We start from the raw sequence: 22,777 nt of genomic DNA on the forward strand, positions 1-22,777 counted from the left end.
TGAGGACTTCCCATGATTGAGCAACTTGTCCGTTTCGACATCGCTGATTATCTAAAAACACCCAAAGACATAGCGGCTTACCTTGAGGCATGCGTAGAAAGTGACCCGGGTGATGGCAGCCTGATCCAAAACGCACTGACTACAAGTTTCAAACAAACACTTTATGAAAGATTCGGCCATGACCCAGAATTTGCGCAAGCGTTACTGGATGAGGCCGCTACTCTATTCACTAATGGAGAGCGTGAGTTGGCCCATTTCACCCTTCAAGCATTAGTCCAGGCGTTCATAACTGCCGATTAATCCATTGATCAGCGACACTTCGCCACACCTGCTCTTTTTACTTACGCCGATCATTCAGGCTAAATAGCCGCCTGATCGCTTCACTCATGGAATTGCTCATGTCCCGACAACGGTTTGCATTTGCCTGGATCGCCTGCTTTGCAGTGCTGTTCAACATGCTCGCCATGTCGACGGCCGGCGCGATGGGTGACGTCAAAAACGCTGCAACCGAGCAATTCATGTGGAGCAGCTTTTGCACCTCCACCGGCACCAAGATGGTCGCCGTTTCCCTGGGCAAGCTTGACGCCGGCGACAGCCAGAAAGACGAACACTCCACCATGCAGCATTGCTGGTGCTGTTCAGGCGCAGCCCCGCTGGTGGCGTTGCCCGCGCATGTTCCCTCGCTGTATTTTGCAGCCATCGAGCACGGCCACAGCCTGGTCCCCGATCACCTCAAACGCCCCACCCCGCGCCAGCAATGGCCGAGCCTCAACCCCCGCGCCTCACCCCTGGTCTGATCTTCATCCTCGCAACCCCTTTGCGTTTTGAATCGTTCCGGAGAATTGCCATGTTGAACCTTTCCCTGTTCAAGCACGTCGTGATCGCGGCGGCTGTGTTGCTGCCTGCCTGTTTTGCCAACGCCCATGAATACAAAAGCGGCGACCTTGAAATCGCCCACCCCTGGTCGCAAGAGCTGCCGCCCAACGCCCCGACCGTGGCTGCCTATTTCGTCATTCACAACACCGGCAGCAGCGCCGACCGCCTGGTCAGCGTCGACACGCCCATTGCCGATAAAGCCGAACTGCATCAGCACGTGATGGAGGGCGACTTGATGAAAATGCTGCCCGTGGCCAGCGTCGACGTGCCGCCCGGTGGCACCGTCACGTTTGCGCCCATGGCGTACCACGTGATGATGTTCGGCCTCAAGGACCGTAGCCTGCTGCAGGACGGCAAGCACTTCCCGCTGACCCTGCATTTTGAAAAGGCAGGCGCCGTACCAGTTGAGGTCAATGTGCAGAAGCAGGCCCCGGCCGACAGCATGGAACACATGCACGCCCACTAACGGCCAAGGTTTCTGAACCCCGTGCGCGAACCTCGCGCCAGGCACACCATGCCGCCTATTCGCGGCAGCTGGCTGAGCCTGTTTGCCATGTTGATGATCTTTATCGGCCCGCTGATTTCCCAGTCGATGCCGATGGATCATCACGACTCCATGCCAATGCCCATGTCGATGGATATGGGCATGGACATGTCTGCGCACGCCGAACATAAACAACCCTCCACCGACCACCATGCCATCTGGGCAAAGTGCGGCTACTGCACGTTGCTGTTCAGTTGCCCGGCACTGCCCAGCACGCCCGACCTGGCCCTTCACAGCGCGCCAACACCCAACAGCTATCTGGCTGCCAACCCCCGCCTGGGCCATGCCCGGCAACCGGTCTTCCCCGGTGCCCGCTCCCGCGCACCGCCTGTATTCCTTTAAGCACCGACACAACTCTTCATCCGGCCAACCTGCAGGCGCTGCTTAGACAGCCGCAGGTGCGTGGCCGTGTTGTATTCGCTTGAATATTGGAATGCTTATGTCCCGTTTTACTGCTGCCTCCCGTTTACCTTTTGCCCTTGGCACCCTGAGCTGCGCAATTCTGGCGTCCACCGCCGTGGCCGACGAACAGGCCGGGCACACCCATGAATTGAGCCCGCTGGTGATCACCGCCGTCGCGCCCAGTTCGCCCCTGACCGTCGTCACCAACCCCAAAGATCCGCGCCAGCCGGTGCCCGCCAGCGATGGCGGTGATTACCTGAAAACCATCCCCGGCTTCGCCCTGATCCGCAACGGCGGCACCAATGGCGACCCGGTGTTGCGCGGCATGTTCGGTTCGCGCCTGAACATCCTCACCAACGGCGGCATGATGCTCGGTGCCTGCCCCGGCCGCATGGACGCGCCAACGTCCTATATCTCCCCCGAAACCTACGACAAGCTCACCGTGATCAAAGGCCCGCAAACAGTGCTTTGGGGCCCTGGCGCATCCGCGGGCACCATCCTGTTCGAACGTGAGCCCGAGCACTTCGGCGAACTGGGCACACGGGTCAACGCCAGCCTGCTGGCCGGTTCCAACGGCCGCTTCGACAAAACCATCGATGCCGCCGCCGGGGGGCCGCTGGGTTATGTGCGGGTGATCGGCAACACCGCCCATGCCGACGACTACAAAGACGGCAATGGCGACACCGTGCCCTCGCGCTACGACAAGTGGAACGGCGATATCGCCCTCGGCTGGACCCCGGACGCCGACACCCTGCTGGAACTGACCGCCGGCAAGGGCGATGGCGAAGCCCGCTCTGCAGGCCGCGGCATGGATGGCAGCCAGTACAAGCGGGAAAGCCTGGGGCTGCGCTTTGAGAAGTCCAATATCGGCGACGTTCTCGACAAGATCGAAGCTCAGGTCTACTACAACTACGCCGACCATGTGATGGACAACTACACCCTGCGCACCCCGTCGGGCACCGGCATGATGGCGGGCCCGATGGCGTCCAACGTCGACCGCCGAACCCTTGGCGCACGGGTCAAGGCCACCTGGCGCTGGGCTGACTACCAGTTGATCAGCGGTATCGATGCGCAAACCAACGAACACCGCAAACGCTCTGGCATGGGCATCGACACCTACAAGGATCAGAACTGGAGCAAAGACGCCGACTTCCACAACTACGGTGCTTTTGGCGAACTGACCTGGTACGCCGCCGAGCGTGACCGGGTAATCGGCGGCGCCCGCCTGGACCGAGCTTCTGCCAAGGATTACCGGGCGCGCTTGGGCTCGGGGATGATGAGCAAACCCAACCCGACCCTGGACAAAACCCGAGCCGACACCCTGCCCAGCGGTTTTGTACGCTATGAGCACGACCTGGCCGACAGCCCGACCACGCTGTACGCAGGTCTGGGCCACACCCAACGCTTCCCGGATTATTGGGAACTGTTTTCCCCAAGCTCGGGCCCGGCCGGTTCGGTGAACGCGTTCGATGCCATCAAGCCCGAAAAAACCACCCAGCTGGACGTGGGCCTGCAATACAAAACCCAGAATCTGGAAGCTTGGGCATCGGCCTACGCGGGCATAGTCCAGGACTACATCTTGTTCGACTACGCCCAGGGCTACTCTCAGGCGCAAAACATCAACGCCCGGATCATGGGCGGTGAAGTGGGTGCGGCTTATCAACTGACCTCCAACTGGAAAGCCGACGCAACCCTGGCCTACGCTTGGGGAAAGAACACCAGCGATGGCAAGGCATTGCCTCAAATGCCGCCGCTGGATACCCGTCTGGGCCTGACCTACAGCGAAGCTGACTGGAGTGCAGGCGCCTTGTGGCGGGTAGTGGCACCCCAGGGCCGTATCGACCGCAATGCGGGCAACGTAGTGGGCAAGGATTTCGACAAAAGCGCAGGTTTTGGCGTGTTCTCGCTCAATGGCGCCTACCGCATCAACAAAAACCTCAAGGTCAGCGCCGGCGTCGACAACCTGCTGGATAAAAACTACAGCGAGCACCTGAACATGGCGGGCAACGCCGGTTACGGCTACCCGGCCAATGACCCGAGGGCGATCAATGAACCGGGCCGCACGCTGTGGACCAAGGTGGATGTGAGTTTCTGACGCAAGTCGCCACCCACTGTGGGAGCGGGCTTGCTCGCGATTGCATCATCGCGGTCAGCCAGACCGACCGCGCTGCCGGCATCACGAGCAAGCCCGCTCCCACACTAAAAAATAAACAATGCAACCTTGCGGAGCCGCTCACATGAGCCAACCAACACCGTCTTTCTACAACCTGGCCTGGCGCTGGCATTTCTATGCCGGGCTGTTTGTCGCCCCCTTCATGATCCTGCTGGCGCTGACCGGGATTATCTACCTGTTCAAGCCCCAACTTGACTCCCTGATGTACGACCATCTGCTCAACGTCACCCCGGCCCATCACAGCCTCAGCGCCGATGAGCAGCTCAACCGCGTGAAAGCCGCGTATCCACAAGGCCACATCAGCCAGTACCTGCCGCCGATCAATCCTGAACGCAGTGCTCAGTTCGTACTCCACAACGGCGGGCGTGAGCTCAACGTGTTTATCAACCCGTACAGCGGCGCCATACGGGGCGAGCAAGACGCCAAGCTCAACCTGCAAGCCGTGGCCCGGGCGCTGCATGGCGAGCTGATGATCGGCACCCTCGGCGACCGGCTGGTGGAGCTGGCTGCAGGCTGGGGCGTGGTGCTGGTGGTTTCCGGTCTGTACCTGTGGTGGCCAAGGGGGCAGTCGGCCGCCGGGATACTGTGGCCACGCCTGAGCCGTCGCGGACGCGTGCTGTGGCGCGACTTTCATGCCGTGACCGGTTTCTGGGGCGCTGCCCTGCTGCTGTTCATGCTGATCAGCGGCATGACCTGGACCGGCTTCTGGGGCAAGCAATACGCCGACGTGTGGAACCAGTTCCCGGCAGCGATGTGGAACAACGTACCCACGTCAGATGTTGAGGCCCGCAGCCTCAACACCGCCACTCGACAAACCGTGCCCTGGGCGCTGGAAAATACGCCGATGCCGGTCTCCGGGTCCCACGCCGAACACATGGGCCACGGCGCCATGCCAAGCGGTCCTGCGGCACCGGGCATCACGTTGCAGGACGTGGTCAACACTGCCATCGAACGCAAGGTCGAACCCGGCTACAGCATCACGCTGCCAACCACCGCCACCGGCGTCTTTACCGTGGCCGTCTTCGCCGACGACCCGCGCAACGATGCCACCCTGCATGTTGATCAATACACCGGCCAGGTGCTGGCGGATGTGCGCTGGCAGCACTACGGCCCTGTCGCCCGCGCCACTGAAATGGGCGTGATGCTGCACGAGGGCAAACTCTTCGGCTCGCTGAACCAGATCGCAATCCTGGTGGTGTGCCTGATGATCCTGCTCAGCTCGGTCAGCGGTCTGGTGATCTGGTGGAAGCGCAGGCCCCAAGGCCGCCTGGGCGTACCGCCGTTGCGTCATGATTTGCCGACCTGGAAAACCGGCATGGTCATCATGCTCGCCCTGGCAATTGTGTTCCCGCTGGTAGCCGCTTCCCTGGTTGCCGTGTGGGTGCTTGATCGTTTGCTGCTGTTGATCCGCAATAAACGCCCACGTGAGCACCTCTCATAATGTGCATGAGGCATCCGAGAGGCGCATTCCAGAGCCATTGCTATAATGGAACGCCAGTATCACACCCGAAATAAGTGTTACTGTATAACAAATTAATTTAAGCTCCATCACCCGCCGCCAGGAGGCAGCGGGGACACCTCTTGAAATAAGCGACTCACTGCCCCGATGAACACGTACCTTTTTTCCAGCCTCTGCCTGCTGGCGATGAACAGCGCCCAGGCCGATGACAGTGCCCCTTCCCTGATATTGCCAGCCGCGAGTATTACCGCCCCTGAAGTCGATCGTGAAAGCATCGACCTCAAGACCGCCACCAGTGCCGGTTCGCGCCTGAACCTCAACAGCCTCCAGACACCGGCCAGCGTCGAAAGCCTGACCGGTGCGCAAATCCGTGCCCGTGGTGACCGCAGTGTGCAGGACGCCGTGACCCGTACCACCGGCATCAGCAACACCGGCACACCGGGCAACGGCGGTTCGTCGTACTCGGCCCGGGGCTTTGTGGGCCAGGGTTCGGTGATGCAGTTGTATGACGGGATTCGCATGTACAGCGGCGCAGGCACCGTGACGTTCCCGGTGGACGACTGGTCGGTGGAGCGCATCGACGTGCTCCGCGGCCCGGCCTCGGTGCTGTATGGCGAAGGTGCCACCGGCGCGGTGATCAACGTGATCCCGAAAAAACCCTTCAGCGGTGAAATCGAGAACCATGTCCGCCTGGGCTACGGCTCCTACGATGCCCGCCAACAGGCGCTGGACAGCGGCGGCTCGCTCACCGACACCCTGAGCTACCGGTTGAACATCAACCACACACAGAGCAATGGCTGGATCGACCACGGCGACTCCGAAAACACCTTTATCAGTGCCGCCCTGCGCTGGCAGGCCAACGACGACCTGGCATTCACCCTGAGCCACGACTACGGCGACCAGGAGCCGCAGAACGACTTCGGTGTGCCGCTGATCAATGGCCGTTATCACAAGAGCCTGCGCGACAAGAACTACAACGTGCGCGATGCCAAGCTGCATTACAACGACCAGTGGACGCGCCTGAACACCGAATGGCAGATCAGCGACGACCTCAGCGCCAGCAACGAGCTTTATTACCTCAAGGCCCAGCGCCGCTGGCAGAACGCCGAGCGCCATGCCTGGAATGAAGACCGCCAGACCTTGCTGCGCAGCGGTTACTTCAGCATCAAACATGAGCAGGAACAGGTCGGCGACCGCCAGACCTTTACCCTCAACCACGACCTGTTCGGCCTCAAAAGCAGAACCCTGGTGGGCGCGGACTACAACCGTATCCACTTCAACCTGCACAGCAACTCGCCCTATGAAGATGTGACCGAAAACGGCCAGCCAATCGACCTGTACCACCCGGATCGTGGCCAGTTCGAAAGCCGCTCGCCGTACCTCGACCAGTTCAAGACCACCACGCAGCAGGTCTCGCTGTTTGCCGAAAACCGCACCGAGCTGACGGATCAGTTGTCGTTGGTGACGGGAGTACGCCGCGACATCGTGCACCTGGACAACAATGACCTGGTCAACGACACGCGCAGCGACCGCAGCCTGTCGGCCAACAGCTGGAAAGTCGGGCTGGTGTATGAGTTGACGCCGGACATGTCGATCTATGCCCAGCAGGCCACCAGCGTTGATGGGGTGGCCGGGCTGATCAGCCTGTACCCGGACGAGCAGGTCTTCGACCTGGCCCGCGCCCGCCAGACCGAAATCGGCTTCAAGCAGATGTTCTGGGACCAGCGCGGCGAATGGACAGTGGCGGCGTATCACATCGTCAAGAAAGACCTGATCACGTCCGACCCGAACAATCCGGGCAAATCACAGCAAGTCGGCGAGCAGTCCTCCAGTGGCCTGGAAGCCAACCTTGATCTGCAACTGCCCCACCGCTGGCAGTTGCAGGCCAATGCCTCGGTGGTGCGGGCGCAATACGACACATTCGATGACGAAGGGGTATCGCGCAAGGGCAATCGCCCCACCGACGTACCCCGTCGCACTGCCAACCTGTGGTTGAGCAAGGCCGTTACCGATGACGTGAACGCAGGGGCTGGCGTGCGCTATGTCGACTCGCGTTATGCCGACATGGCCAACAACGTCGAGCTGCCGAGCTACACCGTGGTAGACGCCACCGTCAGCTGGAAAGCGTTGCCTGGAACTACCCTGGGGCTGCGCCTGAACAATTTGTTCAACCGCCAGTACGCCGTAACCCAATACAATAACGGCCAGCAATGGATCATGGGCGAGCCGCGCTCGCTCTTCGTGACCGCAGACTACGCCTTCTGACCGAATCTGTAGTCGCTGACGAGGGACGAGGCTGCGATCGAGTGCGAAGCAGTCGCAAACCAGGCGCCTCGGGGTATCAGTTGCATTGAGACCTCAGGTTTTACGAGCGCTTCGCACTCGATCGCAGCCTCGTACCTCGTCAGCGACTACAGGGATCTTTCTCAATATTGGCCAACTCGGATTTTTATGACCCGCCTCACCCTCACCCAACTCGCCTGGACCCCTTTGGGCCACGGCCATTGTCATCACCAGTTCAAACTGCGTGATGCCAACCTGCACGTCGCGGCAGGTGAGTTCGTGGGGTTGATCGGCCCGAACGGCAGCGGCAAGACCAGCCTGTTGCGCTGCGCTTATCGCTTCAGCAAACCCGAGTCGGGCGAGGTCCATCTGGGCCCGCACAACCTCTGGCAGCAATCGCCACGCTGGTGCGCCCGGCGCATTGCGGTGGTGTTGCAGGAATTTCCCGATGCCTTTGGCCTGACCGTCGATGAAGTCGTCGCCATGGGCCGTACCCCGCACAAGGGCCTGTTCGACGGCGACACCGAAGCCGACCGTGAACTGGCCAAAAACGCTCTCCAGTCAGTCGGCCTCAACGGCTTTGAAGACCACGCCTTCGCCACCCTCTCGGGGGGTGAAAAACAGCGTGTGATCCTCGCCCGGGCCCTGACCCAGCAACCCGAACTGTTGATCCTCGACGAGCCGACCAATCACCTCGACCCGCGCTATCAGCTGGAGCTGCTGCAACTGGTCAAGCGCCTGAAGATCGGCACCCTGGCCAGCATTCATGACCTCAACCTGGCCGCCGCGTTTTGCGACCGGCTGTACGTGATCAACCACGGCAAGATCATCGCCAGCGGCACCCCGCGCGAAGTGCTGACCGTCGAACTGTTGCGCGATGTCTTTGGCGTAGCGGCATTGATCGACGACCACCCGCTGTCCGGCTACCCGCGCATTACCTGGATAACCCAACCATGAAGCTGATCCGCCTCGCACTCGGCCTTTGCGCCGTATTGGGTGCCCAACTGGCCCACGCTGAGACCACGCAGTACCCGCTGACGATCAAGAGCTGCAACCGCGACGTGACCTTTACCCAGGCCCCGAAGCACGCGGTCAGCCACGACATCAACATGACCCAGATGATGCTCGCCCTGGGCCTCAAGCCGCGCATGGCCGGCTACAGCGGCATCAGTGGCTGGAAGGCCGTGACGCCCGAGATGAACGTGATCCTCGACGGCCTGCCGGAACTGGCCAGCAAATACCCGTCGGTGGAAACCCTGCTCAATGCCAACGTCGACTTCTTCTTCGCCGGCTGGGATTACGGCATGCGCGTAGGCGGCGACCTGACCCCGCAAACCCTGACTCCGCTGGGCATCAATGTGTATGAGCTGACCGAGTCCTGCGCTTTCGTGATGAAGCGCCCGCCTGCCAGCCTGCAAGACACCTACGACGACTTGCTCAACCTGGGCAAGATCTTCAACGTGCAAGACCGCGCCCATGAGGTGGTCGTGCACATGCAGCAAAAAATCGCCGAGGTGCAAGCCTCCTTGCCCGCCACAAAACCCCGGGTGTTTCTGTATGACAGCGGCGAAGACCGCGCCATGACCTCGGGCAAGCTGGGCATCCCCCACGCCCTGATCGAAGCGGCAGGCGGCAATGACATCCTCAGCGACATCGACGCCAGCTGGACCCGCATCAACTGGGAAACCGTGGTCGAGCGCAACCCCGAGGTGATCGTGATCGTCGACTACAGCGAAGTCACGGCCGAGCAGAAACAACGTTTCCTGGAAACCAACCCGGCCCTGCAATCGGTGGACGCCATCCGTAACAAGCGCTTTATCGTCATCCCTTATGTGCAAGCCACGCCGGGTATCGACAACGTGCTCGCCATCGAAACTCTGGCCAAAGGCTTTCACCCACAATGATGGCTCGTCGCTACGCCCTGTTGCTGATCGGCCTCGGCGCACTGCTGCTGGTGTCGTGCGTGGTGTCGCTGGGTTTTGGCCCGGCGCGGGTGCCGGTGGACGTGGTGTGGCACATTTTGCTGAACAAGCTGTTCGGCCTTGGCGACGTGAGCTGGAGCCCGGGCCAGGAGCACATCGTGTGGCTGATCCGGGTGCCGCGCATGCTCCTGGGAGCGCTGGTGGGCGCCGGGCTGGCATTGATCGGTGCCGTGCTGCAAGCGGTCACCCGCAACCCGCTGGCTGACCCGCACCTGCTCGGCGTCACCAGTGGCGCCACCCTGGGTGCTGTGATTGTGGTGCTGCATGTGGGCGAAATCGTCGGCCTGCTGACCCTGCCCATCGCCGCGTTTATCGGGGCCTTGTTGAGCATGCTGCTGGTACTGGCGATCGCCAGCCGTCATGGCCGCCTGGACAGTGACCGCCTGCTGTTATGCGGGGTCGCGGTGTCATTTGTGATGATGGCTGTGGCCAACACGCTACTGTTTTTGGGCGACCATCGCGCCAGCTCCGCCGTGCTGTTCTGGATGCTCGGCGGGCTGGGCCTGGCGCGCTGGGAACTGCTGGCCATCCCCAGCGCCAGCGTGCTGCTGGGGCTGGTGTTGCTGCTGGGCATGGCCCGCCCGTTGAACGCCCTGATGGCTGGCGAACAGACCGCCGTGACCCTGGGCCTGAATGCGCGCAACGTACGCCTGCGGGTGTTTTTGATCGCCTCGCTGATGACCGGCGTACTGGTGGCTATCAGCGGTTCGATCGGCTTTGTCGGCCTGATGATCCCGCACATTGCGCGGCGTTTGGTGGGCGCCGAACACCGGCGTTTGTTGCCGGTGTCGGCGCTGCTGGGCAGCGTGTTTCTGGTGTGGGTCGATGTGGCGGCCCGTACCCTGATCGCTCCCGAGGACCTGCCCATCGGCGTGGCCACGGCAGCGATAGGCGGGCTGTTCTTTATTGGCTTGATGCGTAAACGCTAAAGCTCATCGCGCACCGGCCCCACTTTCAACTGCACCACCGGCATACCCGGGGTCGTGCCTTCATAGTCAAACGCCACAGGTTGCGTCGACACGGTAAGGCGGGTGTTGACCGCCCCGGTTCGCGGCCAGGTGCTGCTCGGTTCCAGTACCCTCAGACCTCCTGCGTTGAGCACACGGGTCAGGGTATCGCTGGGCAGCGCCGGGGTTCGGGTCGGGCTGCTGTTTTCAAAGAAGTAACGCTCGTAGGTGACACTGGCGCCGCTCACATATTCACACAGCCGGTCATTGGCCTCTTTGTCACCGCGCCAGTACCTCAACAACCCACCGTCATCGGTCGAGAGGTACAGAAAATCAACACTGACGTCGCTCAACTCCCGGTGAAGTGTTCGGGTGGCGTAGCAAATGTCGACCGGCCAAAACATGTTTTTCAGCAGGTTGGTTTCAAGCGCAGTGCCCGCCACCTGCCCGCTGACCTCACGGGCGAAATGCAGGGATTTGATGGCATAGCCACCGGGCAACACCGTTCTGGCAGCCGGCACGTTCGGCAGCGACAAGTGCGTACCCAGAATCATCTGCGCCACATTCACCGGCTCATCGTTTTCCATCAATTGCAGGGCCACGTAAGTGTCGTAATCGGGGTGACGCAACACGCCCCCCATCATATTGGCCACGCGCGGATGCTTGAGGTGTTGATGCTCATACCGCGCCGCATCGTCGGGGTGACTGAACACGGGGCCCAAGGCAAAGAACCGGATGTTGCTGGCCGTCGCAGCGGGCAATTCCAGACCATAAGGTTGCCAGCCCGCGCTGACACGCCCCGCACGGGTCCAGACCGGGTTGGTTTTGATCACTTGCAAATCACCCGCCATCGCCACTTTGCGCACATAGTCCAGCGGGGTGAGCCGCAGGGCTGTCAGTTGATCAAGCGTGGCCTGGCCGCCCTCCTTGAATACACCGCTGGCCAACTGCACCTGCGATGACCTGTCGATATAGCGCAACAGCGCGCCGTCGCTGCTGGACAGATAAAGCACCGCAGCCGCAGGCACCAAACCAATTTGCGCCTTGATACTGTCACTGAGCGCCAGTGCCCGGGCGAAATCCACCGGCGACACAAATGCCTCATAAATGCGCCTGGTGTCCAACCCCTCCACGCCTGCCGCCTCCCTGGGGGCTGCCACATAGACGGCCTGGAGCTTGAAACCCGGGGGCAGTTGGTGCAGGTCGGTCACCGCATCACGGGCAAACAATCGGTCCAGGGTAAATGCCCCGCCTTCCAGTGGCAGGGTCGCTACGTATTCGTCCCCGTGGAGGCTGGCGAGTATCACTCCGTATTGAGACGTGTGCGCAAACGTCAGGCCGTTGTGCACATAGCGCACGGCATCCTCCAATTGAGTAAATACCGGGCTGCAAGCCAGAGGCCGTGGCGCCTCTGTCGCAGCTGGCACGGCACCCGGCGTGAAGTCCGCCGCTACCTTGCCGGGCTGCCCCCACAACGCACTGCCCACCACAACCTGCAAATCCCCCGCCTGAGCGACCTGACGAACGTAGTCCACGGGTTTGATCGAGTTGGCCCGCAGGGTCATGTGCATCGCGTTGCGCCGAACATTTTCGGGATGCTCCACAGGCGGCGCGATCTGCGTGCGCAGCGCCCGTTCAAGGGGCGAGTCGCTGGGGGTGTACTTGAGCAAGGTGCCGTTACGCGCCGAAAAATAGCGGATGCTGGCCCACTCACGATCCCGGATGGCCGCATTGAGTTCGTGGGGTTCAAGCATGTTGCGCCACAGCTGTTCCTGCGAGGCTGAACGCCACAGCCACAACGGATGCACACGGTGGGTGTGATAAACCGCCACCACGGCACACCCGTGGGGGGTGAGGGCGATGAGTTCAGGTGGCAGCACGCAGGCGGGATCGAAGCTCTCGTTATGGCAGGCCAGGGGCTCAGTGGCGACAAAGCGATTGTCCAGCCGCTGATAGATCAGGCCGCCGTAGACCTTGTCAACTCGCCCGGCAATCTGTTCGTGGGCGTAACGCGCTGCATCATCAGCCGAGATGAAAGACGGGCTCATGGCCCGCCGGTAAAAGCCATCATAGGGTTGCCAGGCGGGTGTCACGCGCCCCTCCCTGCTCCACAAGTCACTGGTGTGCAGCACGCTTAACTCACCCACACGGGAAAGCTCGCGAATAAACGCGCTGGTGAGCGTCACCCCGCTGAGCAGCTCCCGCGTGATCGCCAGCCCCTCACCCTGGGTGAGCGGCGCCAGCAAGGTGTGCTCGGCCGGGGTCAACGTCGAGACGTATTTCAGGACAGCGCCATCGGTGGTGCAGATAAACAGCGGCACTGCGCGCGCGGCCGATGGCCCGGCCAATGCCTGGGCAGCCTTGACCCCATTGGCCAGGGCCTGGGGAAACAGGAAATTCTTGAATACCGAAGGCTCTTGCACGGGCACCAGGCTCGGGTCGCGGTAAAAACCGTCGCGGCAATACAAGCCTGCCACCTCGTAATAAGGGGGTATGAGACCCGGAGTGGAGGCCGTCGAGGGGAAAATCTTCGACAGCGAGAAATCCAGCTCCCCCGAAACCGGTTCCGAAGCGACAAACACGGGCTGGCCTTTGTGTTCGAGGATGATCCCGTACACGCTGTCACTGGTTTGATTGACCCGCGCCCGCATCTCTTTGACGGCCTGCTCGATGCTTTCACTGATCGGCCCAAACGCAGGCTGCTGCACGATCACCGGGGCAATATCCAGGGATTTTGACGGCGTGAACACCTTGAAGTCCCCCCGCAACAGCCCCGGCTTTGCGCCCCATATTTCAGTGGATTGAAGCACCCGTAACGTCCCGACCCTGGCGGCCGCCTGGACGTATTGGGCGATGGTGGGAAATGTCAGTTTCCCCTCGCTGGTATCGAGGGCAATTCGCTCTGTGAGCGCTTCTTCCAGGGGCGATCCGCTGGCGATGTATTTGAGCAGCGAGCCATTGACCCCCGACAAATAATGGGCAACAGCAAAATAGGCATTGAGCCGATTGAGCACCATGTCCGCAGTAGAAAAGCTGTTGATGGCGGTTTGAATGTCCTGGGGTGGCCATGATTTTAAAACACCTTGCAGCTTGTCGTAGTTCGCCGGGTGCGAATGGTACAAGGCCACGCAGGTAAAACCGGGGGGGGTGATGAACATACCTTTGGCATCGGTTGAAATGACCAATGTCGGATCAAACGAGCTTTGTTTTCCTCTAACCGGGCGCGTTGCGAAATAGCGTCCCTGAGTGTCTTGGAGGATAGCGCCACCGTACTCGACGGTGCGGTAGTCCGCGATCAATTGGTGGGCAAAGCGGGCGGCATCATCGGCATTGATAAAGGCCGGGCTTAATGTCGGCAATACGGTTCGCACATTGGGATGTGCGTTGCGCTTTTCACGGTTGTCGGTGTAGTCCATAGCAATGGCATCCTTGATCAAAGAAGGGAGATCGGCCAAGGCCAGATCTCCTTTCATCATCAAGAGCCGTGGGCTGAACGGGCGGTAAATAGTTAAGTTGCCCTGCGAAACCGCCCCCTCCTGGGGCGAACGGCCCCGGGCAGGCGATTTATGCCTGCCTGGCACCAAGGCAGCGCACTCAAGCCCCCAACTGGTGCGCCATGACGCCCGATTTTCGCGCAAAGCCCCGTTGCAGAGCCTTATTTCAACTCCGGCACAGCCCTTGCTAAGACCTTCTCAGTGTTCAGATCAATCCTCTAAAAATCAGATACCTGGAGATCGCACCATGAAGCGTCGCAGCTTGATCAAGGCTTTCACCCTGACCGCCTCCATCGCGGCAATGGGCATGACCTGGACGGTGCAAGCCGCCGAGACCATCAAGGTGGGGATTTTGCATTCCCTGTCCGGAACCATGGCGATCTCCGAAACCTCGCTCAAAGACATGGCGCTGATGACCATTGACGAGATCAATGCCAAGGGCGGCGTCAACGGCAAGATGCTCGAAGCGGTGGTGGTGGACCCGGCCTCCAACTGGCCTCTGTTTGCCGAAAAGGGCCGCCAGTTGCTGACCCAGGACAAAGTGGCCGTGGTATTCGGTTGCTGGACGTCGGTGTCGCGCAAATCGGTATTGCCGGTGTTTGAAGAACTCAACGGCCTGCTGTTTTACCCGGTGCAATACGAAGGCGAAGAGATGTCGCCCAACGTGTTCTACACCGGTGCAGCCCCTAACCAGCAGGCCATTCCGGCCGTTGAATACCTGATGAGCGAAGACGGCGGCAGTGCCAAGCGCTTTGTGTTGCTGGGCACCGACTACGTATACCCGCGCACCACCAACAAGATCCTGCGCGCGTTCCTGCACTCCAAAGGCGTGGCCGATAAGGACATCGAAGAGGTCTACACCCCATTTGGTCACAGCGATTACCAGACCATCGTGTCCAACATCAAAAAGTTCTCGGCAGGCGGCAAAACGGCGGTGATCTCCACGGTCAACGGCGACTCCAACGTGCCGTTCTATAAAGAACTGGCCAACCAGGGCCTGAAAGCCACCGACGTTCCGGTGATCGCGTTCTCGGTGGGTGAAGAGGAACTGCGCGGCATCGACACCAAACCGCTGGTGGGCAACCTGGCCGCCTGGAACTACTTCCAGTCGGTAGAGAACCCGGCCAACGATAAGTTCGTCGCCGACTGGAAAGCCTACGCCAAGAAACACAACCTGCCGGGCGCCGACAAAGCCGTGACCAACGACCCGATGGAAGCCACCTACGTGGGTATTCACATGTGGGCCCAGGCCGCCGAAAAAGCCAAGTCCACCGACGTGGATAAAGTGCGCGAAGCCCTGGCCGGCCAGACGTTTGCCGCGCCGTCGGGCTACACCCTGACGATGGACAAGACCAACCACCACCTGCACAAGCCGGTGATGATCGGCGAGATCCAGCCTGACGGTCAGTTCAGCGTGGTGTGGCAGACCGAAGGCCCGATCCGCGCCCAGCCGTGGAGCCCTTACATCTCGGGCAACGACAAAAAGCCGGATTACGCGGTGAAGGGTAACTGAGGCCAGCCTCATCGTTGTGCTTTTGTGGGAGCGGGCTTGCTCGCGATGCAATCAACACGGTTTCACTGAAAGACCGCGTTGCCTGAATCGCAAGCAAGCCCGCTCCCACAGGTGTGTTGAATTGCTTCTATCTGTGCAAGGCCATAACTATGCCCACTGCCCTTTACCGCGTTATCGTCGCGCTACTGCTGTTGCTGCCCCTGGCCGCACAGGCCGATGACGCCAGCGACTTCGCCGCTGCCAACAATTCACAGCAGGCTCAACTGCTCGAACGCTGGGCCGCGCAACCCGCCCCTGCCCGCGTCGAACTGATCAACAGCCTGCAACAAGGTCAGCTCACGGTAGACGGCCAGACCAAAACCCTGCGCCTGAACAACCGTCTGCGCGGGCTGATCGACACGGCATTGGCCAGCCATCAGTTGCTTGCCAGCGATCCCAAGCTGCGCCTGAGTGCGGCGCAACACCTGCAAAAATCCGCAAGCCCTGCACAACTCTCATTCCTCGACCGGCAACTGGCTGGCGAAACCGACAGCGATGTACACACCGCCCTGAGCCTGGCGCTGGCCAATCTGCAACTGGTCGACCCCGACCCTGCCGTGCGTCTGGCCGCCGTGCGCCTGCTCGGAGAAACCGGCGAACCGCTGGCCCGCACCCGTCTTGAAACCCTGCTGCAACCTGGCGTCGAAACCGATGCCACGGTACACACCGCCGCCGAAACCAGCCTGTCCCAGGTCAAGCGCAAACTGCTGATCGGCGACCTGCTGGGGCAGGCGTTCAGTGGTTTGTCCCTGGGGTCGATTCTGCTGCTGGCGGCACTCGGACTGGCCATTACCTTCGGCCTGCTGGGCGTGATCAATATGGCCCACGGCGAGATGCTGATGCTCGGTGCCTATTCCACGTACTGCGTGCAGTTGCTGTTCCAGCGCTTTGCTCCTGGCGCCATCGAGTTCTACCCCTTGCTGGCATTGCCGGTCGCGTTCTTTGTCACCGCTGCCGTGGGCATGGTGCTGGAGCGCACGATCATTCGTCACCTCTATGGCCGCCCACTGGAAACCCTGCTCGCCACCTGGGGCATCAGCCTGATCCTGATCCAGCTGGTACGCGTCCTGTTCGGTGCACAAAACGTTGAAGTGGCCAACCCGGCATGGCTGTCGGGCGGGCTGCAAGTGCTGCCCAACCTTGTACTGCCGTACAACCGCCTGGTGATCATCGTCTTCGCATTGGCCGTGGTGGTACTGACCTGGCTGCTGCTGAACAAGACCCGCCTGGGCCTCAATGTTCGCGCCGTCACCCAGAACCGCAACATGGCCGCCTGCTGCGGCGTACCCACCGGGCGTGTGGACATGCTCGCCTTCGGCCTCGGCTCGGGGATTGCCGGGCTCGGCGGCGTAGCCTTGAGCCAGGTCGGCAACGTCGGCCCGGACCTGGGCCAGGGCTACATCATCGATTCGTTCCTGGTGGTGGTGCTGGGCGGTGTCGGGCAACTGGCAGGCACTGTTTACGCGGCCTTTGGCCTGGGCATCGCCAACAAGATTCTTGAACCGCAGATCGGCGCCGTACTCGGCAAAATCCTGATCCTGGGGCTGATCATTCTGTTTATCCAGAAGCGTCCGCAAGGGCTCTTCGCGCTGAAAGGACGGGTGATCGACTGATGAATCAGCCTCTGATGGTCACTGCGGCACAAAAAGCCGGGCCCACCGTTACAACCCTGGTGGGTGGCCTGGTCCTGCTGGTATTGCTGGCCTTGCCGCTGCTCTCCCTGTTGCCTGCCGACAGCCCGTTTCAGGTCTCGGCCTACACCCTCACGCTGGTGGGCAAGATCCTCTGCTACGCCATTGTCGCGCTGGCGCTGGATCTGGTCTGGGGCTACGCCGGGCTGCTGTCCCTGGGTCACGGTTTGTTCTTCGCCCTGGGTGGCTACGCGATGGGCATGTACCTGATGCGCCAGGCCTCGGGCGATGAATTGCCCGCCTTCATGACCTTTTTGTCGTGGACTGAACTGCCCTGGTACTGGGTCGGCACCGAACACTTCTGGTGGGCCATGTGCCTGGTGGTACTGGCTCCCGGCTTGCTGGCACTGGTGTTCGGCTTTTTCGCCTTCCGCTCGCGAATCAAAGGCGTGTATTTCTCGATCATGACCCAGGCCCTGACCTTCGCCGGGATGCTGCTGTTTTTCCGCAACGAAACCGGGTTTGGCGGCAACAACGGCTTCACCAACTTTCGCAGCATCCTGGGCTTTGGCATCACCGAACCCGGCACCCGTGCCGCGCTGTTCTTCGCCACGGTGCTGTTGCTGGTGGTCAGTCTGTTTCTCGGCTGGCGGCTGGCGCGCAGCAAGTTTGGCCGCGTACTGACCGCGCTGCGCGATGCGGAAAACCGCCTGATGTTCTGCGGCTACGACCCCCGTGGCTTCAAGCTGTTTGTGTGGGTGTTGAGCGCTGTGCTGTGCGGTCTGGCCGGTGCCTTGTATGTGCCGCAAGTCGGCATCATCAACCCCGGCGAAATGTCGCCGACCAATTCCATCGAAGCCGCCGTGTGGGTAGCCCTGGGTGGACGCGGCACCCTGATCGGCCCGCTGCTGGGTGCAGGCGTGGTCAACGGCATGAAAAGCTGGTTCACCGTGGCCTTCCCCGAATACTGGCTGTTCTTCCTGGGGGCGCTGTTCATCATCGTGACCCTGTACCTGCCCAAAGGCGTGATCGGCCTGTTGAAGAAAAAGGCCGACCAATGAGGAATGTCATGCTCGAACCTATCCTCGACCCCAACAAAGACGCGGGCAGCAGCCGTGACGCCATCAGCTTTGGCCAGCGCGTTGAACCGGGCCTGAACACCCGCCACGGCACCATCCTGACCCTGGAAGACATCAGCGTCAGCTTCGATGGCTTCAAGGCGCTGAACAACCTCAACCTGTACATCGGCGTTGGTGAATTGCGCTGCATCATCGGCCCCAATGGCGCGGGCAAGACCACCATGATGGACGTGATCACCGGCAAGACCCGGCCCAGCGAAGGGCAGGCCTGGTTCGGCGAAACCCTGGACCTGCGCCAGATGAGCGAAGTGCAAATTGCCCAGGCCGGGATCGGGCGCAAGTTCCAGAAGCCCACGGTGTTCGAAGCCTTGAGCGTGTTTGAAAACCTGGAGCTGGCGCAAAAGACCGACAAGTCGGTGTGGGCCAGCCTGCGGGCAACGCTGAGCGGCGAGCAGAAGGACCGCATCGGCGAAGTGCTGCACACCATCCGCCTGAGCGGCTCGGCCCATCGACCTGCCGGGTTGTTGTCCCACGGCCAGAAGCAGTTTCTGGAAATCGGCATGCTGTTGATGCAAGACCCGCAACTGTTGCTGCTCGACGAACCGGTGGCGGGCATGACCGACGCCGAAACCGAGTTCACCGCCGAACTGTTCAAGAGCCTGGCGGGCAAGCATTCGCTGATGGTGGTGGAACACGACATGGGGTTTGTCGGCTCGATTGCCGACCATGTGACCGTGCTGCACCAAGGCAGCGTGTTGGCCGAGGGCTCGCTGGAACAGGTTCAGGCGAATGAGCGGGTCATCGAGGTGTATCTGGGCCGCTGAATGCCTGCCTTGGGTGGGAGCGGGCTTGCTCGCGAATCAGGCGACGCGCTCTGTAAGTCAATACGCGGTGATGCTATCGCGAGCAAGCCCGCTCCCACAGGGGCATGGGGAGATTTTGAATATGCTGGAAGTCCGCAAACTGCATCAATACTACGGCGGCAGCCACATCCTGCGCGGTCTGTCGTTTGAAGTAAAAGTCGGCGAGGTCACTTGCCTGCTGGGCCGCAATGGCGTGGGCAAAACCACATTGCTCAAATGCCTGATGGGCTTGCTGCCGGTCAAGGAAGGCGATGTGCAGTGGGAAGGTAAAACCATCACCACGCTCAAAACCCACCAGCGGGTCCACTCCGGTATCGCTTACGTGCCCCAGGGCCGGGAGATTTTCGGGCGCCTGACGGTCGAGGAAAACCTGCTCATGGGCCTCTCGCGATTCCCCGGTTCCGAGGCCGGGGAGGTTCCGGCGTTTATCTACGAGCTGTTCCCGGTATTGCTGCAAATGAAGCATCGACGCGGCGGCGATTTGTCCGGTGGCCAGCAGCAACAATTGGCCATTGGCCGCGCGCTGGCCAGCCGTCCGCGCTTGCTGATCCTCGATGAGCCGACTGAAGGCATCCAGCCTTCGGTGATCAAGGAGATCGGGGCCGTGATCAAAATGCTCGCCGCACGGGGGGATATGGCGATTTTGCTGGTGGAGCAGTTTTATGATTTTGCCGAGGAACTGGCTGACCAGTATCTGGTGATGTCACGGGGCGAAATCGTGCAGCAAGGTCGTGGCGAAAATATGCAAACAGAAGGTGTACGCGGGCTGGTAACGATTTAATCTGCGTCTCTATTTAGTGAAAAGTCCTACATATGAACCTGCCTGCCAACGCTCCATTGTTCACCCCCAGCTGGCACGCCGAGCTGGAGCTGGGCTATGGCCGTTTTGGCGATAGCACGCGCCCTACCCTGCGTCGTCATGTCGGCCCGTTGCGGGTGCAAAAGCACCTGTACGCCGAAGGGCCGCAGGTTTGCCAGCACATCATCGTCCATCCACCGGGCGGGATTGCCGGTGGCGATCAACTCAACATCAGTGCCAGCGTCGGCCCGGATGCCTGGGCACAACTGACCAGCCCCGGTGCGGCCAAATGGTATCGCGCTGCCGGGCCGGCCTGTCAGAACCTGACCTTGAAGGTCGCACCCGGCGCGACCCTGGAATGGCTGCCACAAGAAACCATCGTCTTCAGCGCGGCCCAGGCCGAACTCTCGACCCGTATCGAACTTGAGGGCGACGCCCGGTTGTTTTACTGGGACATGGTGGCGCTGGGTCGACTGGCCAGTGGCGAGCGTTTCGAGCACGGGCACTTCCAGTCGCGGCTGGATCTGCGCCGCGACGGTCAACTGCTCTGGCATGAGCGCCAGCGCATTGTGGGCGGCGACGGGCTGCTGGATTCGCCCATTGGCCTGGACGGCAACCCGGTGTTTGCCACGTTGCTGGTGACGGGCGAGATCAGCGCCCAATTACTGGAAACCTGTCGCTCGCTGCCCAACCCGGTGCGCGGCGACTTGACCCAGTTACCGGGCTTGCTGGTAGCCCGCTGCCTGGCGGGTGAAGCCTTGCAGGCACGGGCCTGGCTGATTGATTTATGGCGTCTGTTGCGTCCGGCGCTGCTGGGGCGAGAAGCGCTGGCACCCAGAATCTGGAGTACTTGAATAACCCTGTGAGAGCGGGCTTGCTCGCGATGCAGACGCCCCGGTCTGCCAGTGAGTTCGCGGTGATGCCATCGCGAGCAAGCCCGCTCCCACACTCAACATTTTTAAACTGCCGAACACGGACCCGATCATGGACCTGACCCCTCGCGAAAAAGACAAGATGCTGATCTTCACCGCCGGCCTGCTGGCGGAACGTCGACTGGCCCGCGGTGTGATGCTCAATTACCCGGAAACCATCGCCTATATCTCGGCCGCCCTGCTCGAAGGCGCCCGCGATGGCCGCACCGTGGCCGAACTGATGCACTACGGCACCACCCTGCTGACCCGCGATCAGGTGATGGAAGGCATCCCGGAAATGATCCCCGACATCCAGGTCGAGGCCACCTTCCCGGATGGCACCAAACTGGTCACTGTCCACCAACCCATCGCCTGAGGCCGCGCCATGTCTTACGTCATTCGTGATGCTGTCGCGGCGGACCTGCCGGCGATTCGCGATATCTACAACGATGCGGTGCTCAACACGCTCGCCATCTGGAATGAGCAGACGGTCGATCTGGACAACCGCCAGCAATGGTTCAACGCCCGCCAGGCCCAGGGCTATCCGATTCTGGTGATCGTCGACGACGCCAACATCGCCCTGGGCTATGCCTCGTTTGGCGACTGGCGTCCGTTTGAAGGGTTCCGCCACACGGTGGAGCATTCGGTGTATGTCCATCCAGAGCAACGGGGCAAACGCCTGGGCCCGCAGTTGCTGGCGGAATTGATCAAACGTGCCCGGGCCTGCGACAAGCACGTCATGGTGGCGGCCATCGAAAGCGCCAATGCGGCTTCGATCCACGTGCACAAACAACTGGGTTTTGTCACCAGCGGGCGCATGCCGCAGGTGGGGATTAAGTTCGGCCGCTGGCTCGACCTGACGTTTATGCAACTGATGCTCAACCCCGGCGCACTGCCCCCCAAGGAACCCGCACAATGAAGACCGAACAACTGGTGCGCGTCACGGCGCAGAATTTTGCCCACTACCGTGAAGACTTGATTGTGCTGCTGCTCGACGCCGTCAAACACGGCGCATCGGTGGGGTTCATGAACGACCTCGACCTGCCCCAGGCCAGCCGCTACTTCAATGAAGTTCACGCCCAACTGGAGCAAGGCAATCTGCTGTTGTGGGTACTGGTTGAAGACCAGCGCGTGCTGGCCAGCGTGCAACTGATCCTGTGCCAAAAGGCCAACGGCCTGAACCGCGCCGAAGTCCAAAAGTTGCTGGTGCTCAACGAAGTTCGGCGCCGCGGGCTGGGCCAGGTGCTGATCCACGCGCTGGAACAAGGCGCACGGGAACTCAAGCGTGGCTTGCTGCACCTGGACACCGAAGCGGGCTCACCGGCCGAGAACTTCTACAGTGCCCTGGGTTATACCCGCGTGGGCGAACTGCCCAACTACTGCCAAAGCCCCAGCGGCCATTACAGCCCGACGGCCATCTACTTCAAAACCTTGAGTGAGCCGCAATGATTCCGGGCCAATACCACATCGAGGCGGGCGAGATCGAACTGAACGTGGGTCGGCGCACCCTGAGCCTGAGCGTGTCAAACCGTGGCGACCGGCCGATCCAGGTGGGTTCGCACTATCACTTTTTCGAAACCAACGACGCCCTGATCTTTGACCGGGGTGACAGCCGCGGCATGCGCCTGAACATCCCGGCGGGCACGGCGGTGCGATTCGAGCCGGGGCAAACCCGTGAAGTGGAACTGGTGGAACTGGCCGGGCTGCGCCGGGTGTTCGGCTTTGCCGGGCGGGTGATGGGCAATCTGGACAACGCCACGCTGTAGTCGCTGCCGCAGGCTG

21 protein-coding genes are annotated in these 22,777 nt (G+C 61.2%); 20 read left to right on the forward strand and 1 reads right to left on the reverse strand.

All coding sequences use genetic code 11. The features are described 5' to 3' along the window. Positions 1–12: 12 nt before the first annotated feature. The 10 genes from AACY07_RS10655 (at position 13) to AACY07_RS10700 (ending at position 10,648) form a co-directional block, all read left to right on the forward strand. The gene (locus tag AACY07_RS10655) at positions 13–300 is read left to right on the forward strand and encodes a helix-turn-helix domain-containing transcriptional regulator (protein ID WP_339474748.1); all 288 of its coding nucleotides are present in this window, start codon (positions 13–15) and stop codon (positions 298–300) included. Between the two features lie 98 nt (positions 301–398). Next, positions 399–797, forward strand: a complete 399-nt coding sequence (locus tag AACY07_RS10660) for a DUF2946 domain-containing protein (protein ID WP_339474750.1) — start codon at positions 399–401, stop codon at positions 795–797. A gap of 50 nt (positions 798–847) precedes the next feature. Continuing rightward, complete coding sequence (locus tag AACY07_RS10665) at positions 848–1,342, forward strand: copper chaperone PCu(A)C (protein ID WP_219262795.1); 495 nt, start codon at positions 848–850, stop codon at positions 1,340–1,342. 48 nt (positions 1,343–1,390) lie between these two features. Beyond that, on the forward strand, positions 1,391–1,762 hold the full coding sequence (locus tag AACY07_RS10670) for a DUF2946 domain-containing protein (RefSeq protein WP_339474951.1): 372 nt from the start codon (positions 1,391–1,393) through the stop codon (positions 1,760–1,762). A gap of 97 nt (positions 1,763–1,859) precedes the next feature. After that, on the forward strand, positions 1,860–3,917 hold the full coding sequence (locus AACY07_RS10675; RefSeq protein WP_339474752.1) for a TonB-dependent copper receptor: 2,058 nt from the start codon (positions 1,860–1,862) through the stop codon (positions 3,915–3,917). Between the two features lie 142 nt (positions 3,918–4,059). Next, positions 4,060–5,436: a PepSY-associated TM helix domain-containing protein gene (locus AACY07_RS10680; protein ID WP_339474754.1), complete on the forward strand. Its 1,377-nt coding sequence runs from the start codon at positions 4,060–4,062 to the stop codon at positions 5,434–5,436. 165 nt (positions 5,437–5,601) lie between these two features. Next, positions 5,602–7,719 (forward strand): TonB-dependent receptor, encoded by a 2,118-nt coding sequence (locus AACY07_RS10685; protein WP_339474756.1) that lies wholly within the window; start codon positions 5,602–5,604, stop codon positions 7,717–7,719. Positions 7,720–7,905: 186 nt separating this feature from the next. Beyond that, positions 7,906–8,694 carry an ABC transporter ATP-binding protein gene (locus AACY07_RS10690; protein WP_133078751.1) on the forward strand — a complete coding sequence of 263 codons (789 nt, stop codon included), beginning with the start codon at positions 7,906–7,908 and terminating at the stop codon, positions 8,692–8,694. Next, positions 8,691–9,641: an ABC transporter substrate-binding protein gene (locus AACY07_RS10695; protein ID WP_339474759.1), complete on the forward strand. Its 951-nt coding sequence runs from the start codon at positions 8,691–8,693 to the stop codon at positions 9,639–9,641. Before AACY07_RS10690 ends, AACY07_RS10695 begins: the two co-directional genes overlap by 4 nt. Continuing rightward, the gene (locus AACY07_RS10700) at positions 9,638–10,648 is read left to right on the forward strand and encodes a FecCD family ABC transporter permease (RefSeq protein ID WP_133078749.1); all 1,011 of its coding nucleotides are present in this window, start codon (positions 9,638–9,640) and stop codon (positions 10,646–10,648) included. Before AACY07_RS10695 ends, AACY07_RS10700 begins: the two co-directional genes overlap by 4 nt. Here AACY07_RS10700 and AACY07_RS10705 read toward each other — a convergent pair. After that, entirely contained in the window at positions 10,645–14,121 is a 3,477-nt protein-coding gene (locus AACY07_RS10705) for a DUF4329 domain-containing protein (protein WP_339474761.1), read from the reverse strand. The genes AACY07_RS10700 and AACY07_RS10705 overlap by 4 nt on opposite strands. Positions 14,122–14,407: 286 nt before the next feature. Here AACY07_RS10705 and urtA point away from each other — a divergent pair, with 286 nt between their 5' ends. The 10 genes from urtA to AACY07_RS10755 all read left to right on the forward strand — a co-directional run bounded on the left by urtA (position 14,408) and on the right by AACY07_RS10755 (position 22,761). Beyond that, positions 14,408–15,673 (forward strand): urea ABC transporter substrate-binding protein, encoded by a 1,266-nt coding sequence (gene urtA, locus AACY07_RS10710; protein WP_019826834.1) that lies wholly within the window; start codon positions 14,408–14,410, stop codon positions 15,671–15,673. 149 nt (positions 15,674–15,822) lie between these two features. Next, the gene (gene urtB, locus AACY07_RS10715; RefSeq protein WP_339474765.1) at positions 15,823–17,325 is read left to right on the forward strand and encodes an urea ABC transporter permease subunit UrtB; all 1,503 of its coding nucleotides are present in this window, start codon (positions 15,823–15,825) and stop codon (positions 17,323–17,325) included. Beyond that, positions 17,325–18,404, forward strand: a complete 1,080-nt coding sequence (urtC, locus tag AACY07_RS10720) for an urea ABC transporter permease subunit UrtC (RefSeq protein WP_326427480.1) — start codon at positions 17,325–17,327, stop codon at positions 18,402–18,404. The genes urtB and urtC overlap by 1 nt, the downstream gene beginning before the upstream one ends. Next, positions 18,401–19,246 carry an urea ABC transporter ATP-binding protein UrtD gene (gene urtD / locus AACY07_RS10725; protein ID WP_219262786.1) on the forward strand — a complete coding sequence of 282 codons (846 nt, stop codon included), beginning with the start codon at positions 18,401–18,403 and terminating at the stop codon, positions 19,244–19,246. Before urtC ends, urtD begins: the two co-directional genes overlap by 4 nt. Before the next feature lie 121 nt (positions 19,247–19,367). Continuing rightward, a complete protein-coding gene (gene urtE / locus AACY07_RS10730; protein WP_339474768.1) occupies positions 19,368–20,066 on the forward strand; it encodes an urea ABC transporter ATP-binding subunit UrtE in 699 nt (232 codons plus the stop codon). Positions 20,067–20,098: 32 nt separating this feature from the next. Beyond that, positions 20,099–20,938 carry an urease accessory protein UreD gene (locus AACY07_RS10735; protein ID WP_133078743.1) on the forward strand — a complete coding sequence of 280 codons (840 nt, stop codon included), beginning with the start codon at positions 20,099–20,101 and terminating at the stop codon, positions 20,936–20,938. A 130-nt stretch (positions 20,939–21,068) separates the two neighbouring features. Then, on the forward strand, positions 21,069–21,371 hold the full coding sequence (gene ureA / locus AACY07_RS10740; protein WP_133078742.1) for an urease subunit gamma: 303 nt from the start codon (positions 21,069–21,071) through the stop codon (positions 21,369–21,371). Between the two features lie 9 nt (positions 21,372–21,380). Beyond that, positions 21,381–21,914, forward strand: a complete 534-nt coding sequence (locus tag AACY07_RS10745; protein ID WP_339474770.1) for a GNAT family N-acetyltransferase — start codon at positions 21,381–21,383, stop codon at positions 21,912–21,914. Continuing rightward, on the forward strand, positions 21,911–22,444 hold the full coding sequence (locus tag AACY07_RS10750) for a GNAT family N-acetyltransferase (RefSeq protein WP_133078740.1): 534 nt from the start codon (positions 21,911–21,913) through the stop codon (positions 22,442–22,444). Before AACY07_RS10745 ends, AACY07_RS10750 begins: the two co-directional genes overlap by 4 nt. Beyond that, complete coding sequence (locus tag AACY07_RS10755) at positions 22,441–22,761, forward strand: urease subunit beta (protein ID WP_133078739.1); 321 nt, start codon at positions 22,441–22,443, stop codon at positions 22,759–22,761. The genes AACY07_RS10750 and AACY07_RS10755 overlap by 4 nt, the downstream gene beginning before the upstream one ends. The last annotated feature ends 16 nt before the right edge of the window (positions 22,762–22,777 follow it).

The sequence above is a fragment of the Pseudomonas sp. RL_5y_Pfl2_69 genome (assembly GCF_963970465.1).
Lineage (GTDB): Bacteria > Pseudomonadota > Gammaproteobacteria > Pseudomonadales > Pseudomonadaceae > Aquipseudomonas.

What these genes read in the sequence shown, in the direction of transcription:
- AACY07_RS10735 (WP_133078743.1), top strand. Translation starts at nt 20,099, where the DNA reads ATGAACCTGCCTGCCAACGCTCCATTGTTCACCCCCAGCTGGCACGCC.
- ureA (WP_133078742.1), top strand. Translation starts at nt 21,069, where the DNA reads ATGGACCTGACCCCTCGCGAAAAAGACAAGATGCTGATCTTCACCGCC.
- AACY07_RS10670 (WP_339474951.1), top strand. Translation starts at nt 1,391, where the DNA reads ATGCCGCCTATTCGCGGCAGCTGGCTGAGCCTGTTTGCCATGTTGATG.
- AACY07_RS10750 (WP_133078740.1), top strand. Translation starts at nt 21,911, where the DNA reads ATGAAGACCGAACAACTGGTGCGCGTCACGGCGCAGAATTTTGCCCAC.
- AACY07_RS10655 (WP_339474748.1), top strand. Translation starts at nt 13, where the DNA reads ATGATTGAGCAACTTGTCCGTTTCGACATCGCTGATTATCTAAAAACA.
- urtD (WP_219262786.1), top strand. Translation starts at nt 18,401, where the DNA reads ATGAGGAATGTCATGCTCGAACCTATCCTCGACCCCAACAAAGACGCG.
- AACY07_RS10680 (WP_339474754.1), top strand. Translation starts at nt 4,060, where the DNA reads ATGAGCCAACCAACACCGTCTTTCTACAACCTGGCCTGGCGCTGGCAT.
- AACY07_RS10700 (WP_133078749.1), top strand. Translation starts at nt 9,638, where the DNA reads ATGATGGCTCGTCGCTACGCCCTGTTGCTGATCGGCCTCGGCGCACTG.
- urtE (WP_339474768.1), top strand. Translation starts at nt 19,368, where the DNA reads ATGCTGGAAGTCCGCAAACTGCATCAATACTACGGCGGCAGCCACATC.
- AACY07_RS10745 (WP_339474770.1), top strand. Translation starts at nt 21,381, where the DNA reads ATGTCTTACGTCATTCGTGATGCTGTCGCGGCGGACCTGCCGGCGATT.
- AACY07_RS10695 (WP_339474759.1), top strand. Translation starts at nt 8,691, where the DNA reads ATGAAGCTGATCCGCCTCGCACTCGGCCTTTGCGCCGTATTGGGTGCC.
- AACY07_RS10665 (WP_219262795.1), top strand. Translation starts at nt 848, where the DNA reads ATGTTGAACCTTTCCCTGTTCAAGCACGTCGTGATCGCGGCGGCTGTG.
- AACY07_RS10660 (WP_339474750.1), top strand. Translation starts at nt 399, where the DNA reads ATGTCCCGACAACGGTTTGCATTTGCCTGGATCGCCTGCTTTGCAGTG.
- urtA (WP_019826834.1), top strand. Translation starts at nt 14,408, where the DNA reads ATGAAGCGTCGCAGCTTGATCAAGGCTTTCACCCTGACCGCCTCCATC.
- AACY07_RS10690 (WP_133078751.1), top strand. Translation starts at nt 7,906, where the DNA reads ATGACCCGCCTCACCCTCACCCAACTCGCCTGGACCCCTTTGGGCCAC.
- AACY07_RS10755 (WP_133078739.1), top strand. Translation starts at nt 22,441, where the DNA reads ATGATTCCGGGCCAATACCACATCGAGGCGGGCGAGATCGAACTGAAC.
- urtB (WP_339474765.1), top strand. Translation starts at nt 15,823, where the DNA reads ATGCCCACTGCCCTTTACCGCGTTATCGTCGCGCTACTGCTGTTGCTG.
- urtC (WP_326427480.1), top strand. Translation starts at nt 17,325, where the DNA reads ATGAATCAGCCTCTGATGGTCACTGCGGCACAAAAAGCCGGGCCCACC.
- AACY07_RS10675 (WP_339474752.1), top strand. Translation starts at nt 1,860, where the DNA reads ATGTCCCGTTTTACTGCTGCCTCCCGTTTACCTTTTGCCCTTGGCACC.
- AACY07_RS10685 (WP_339474756.1), top strand. Translation starts at nt 5,602, where the DNA reads ATGAACACGTACCTTTTTTCCAGCCTCTGCCTGCTGGCGATGAACAGC.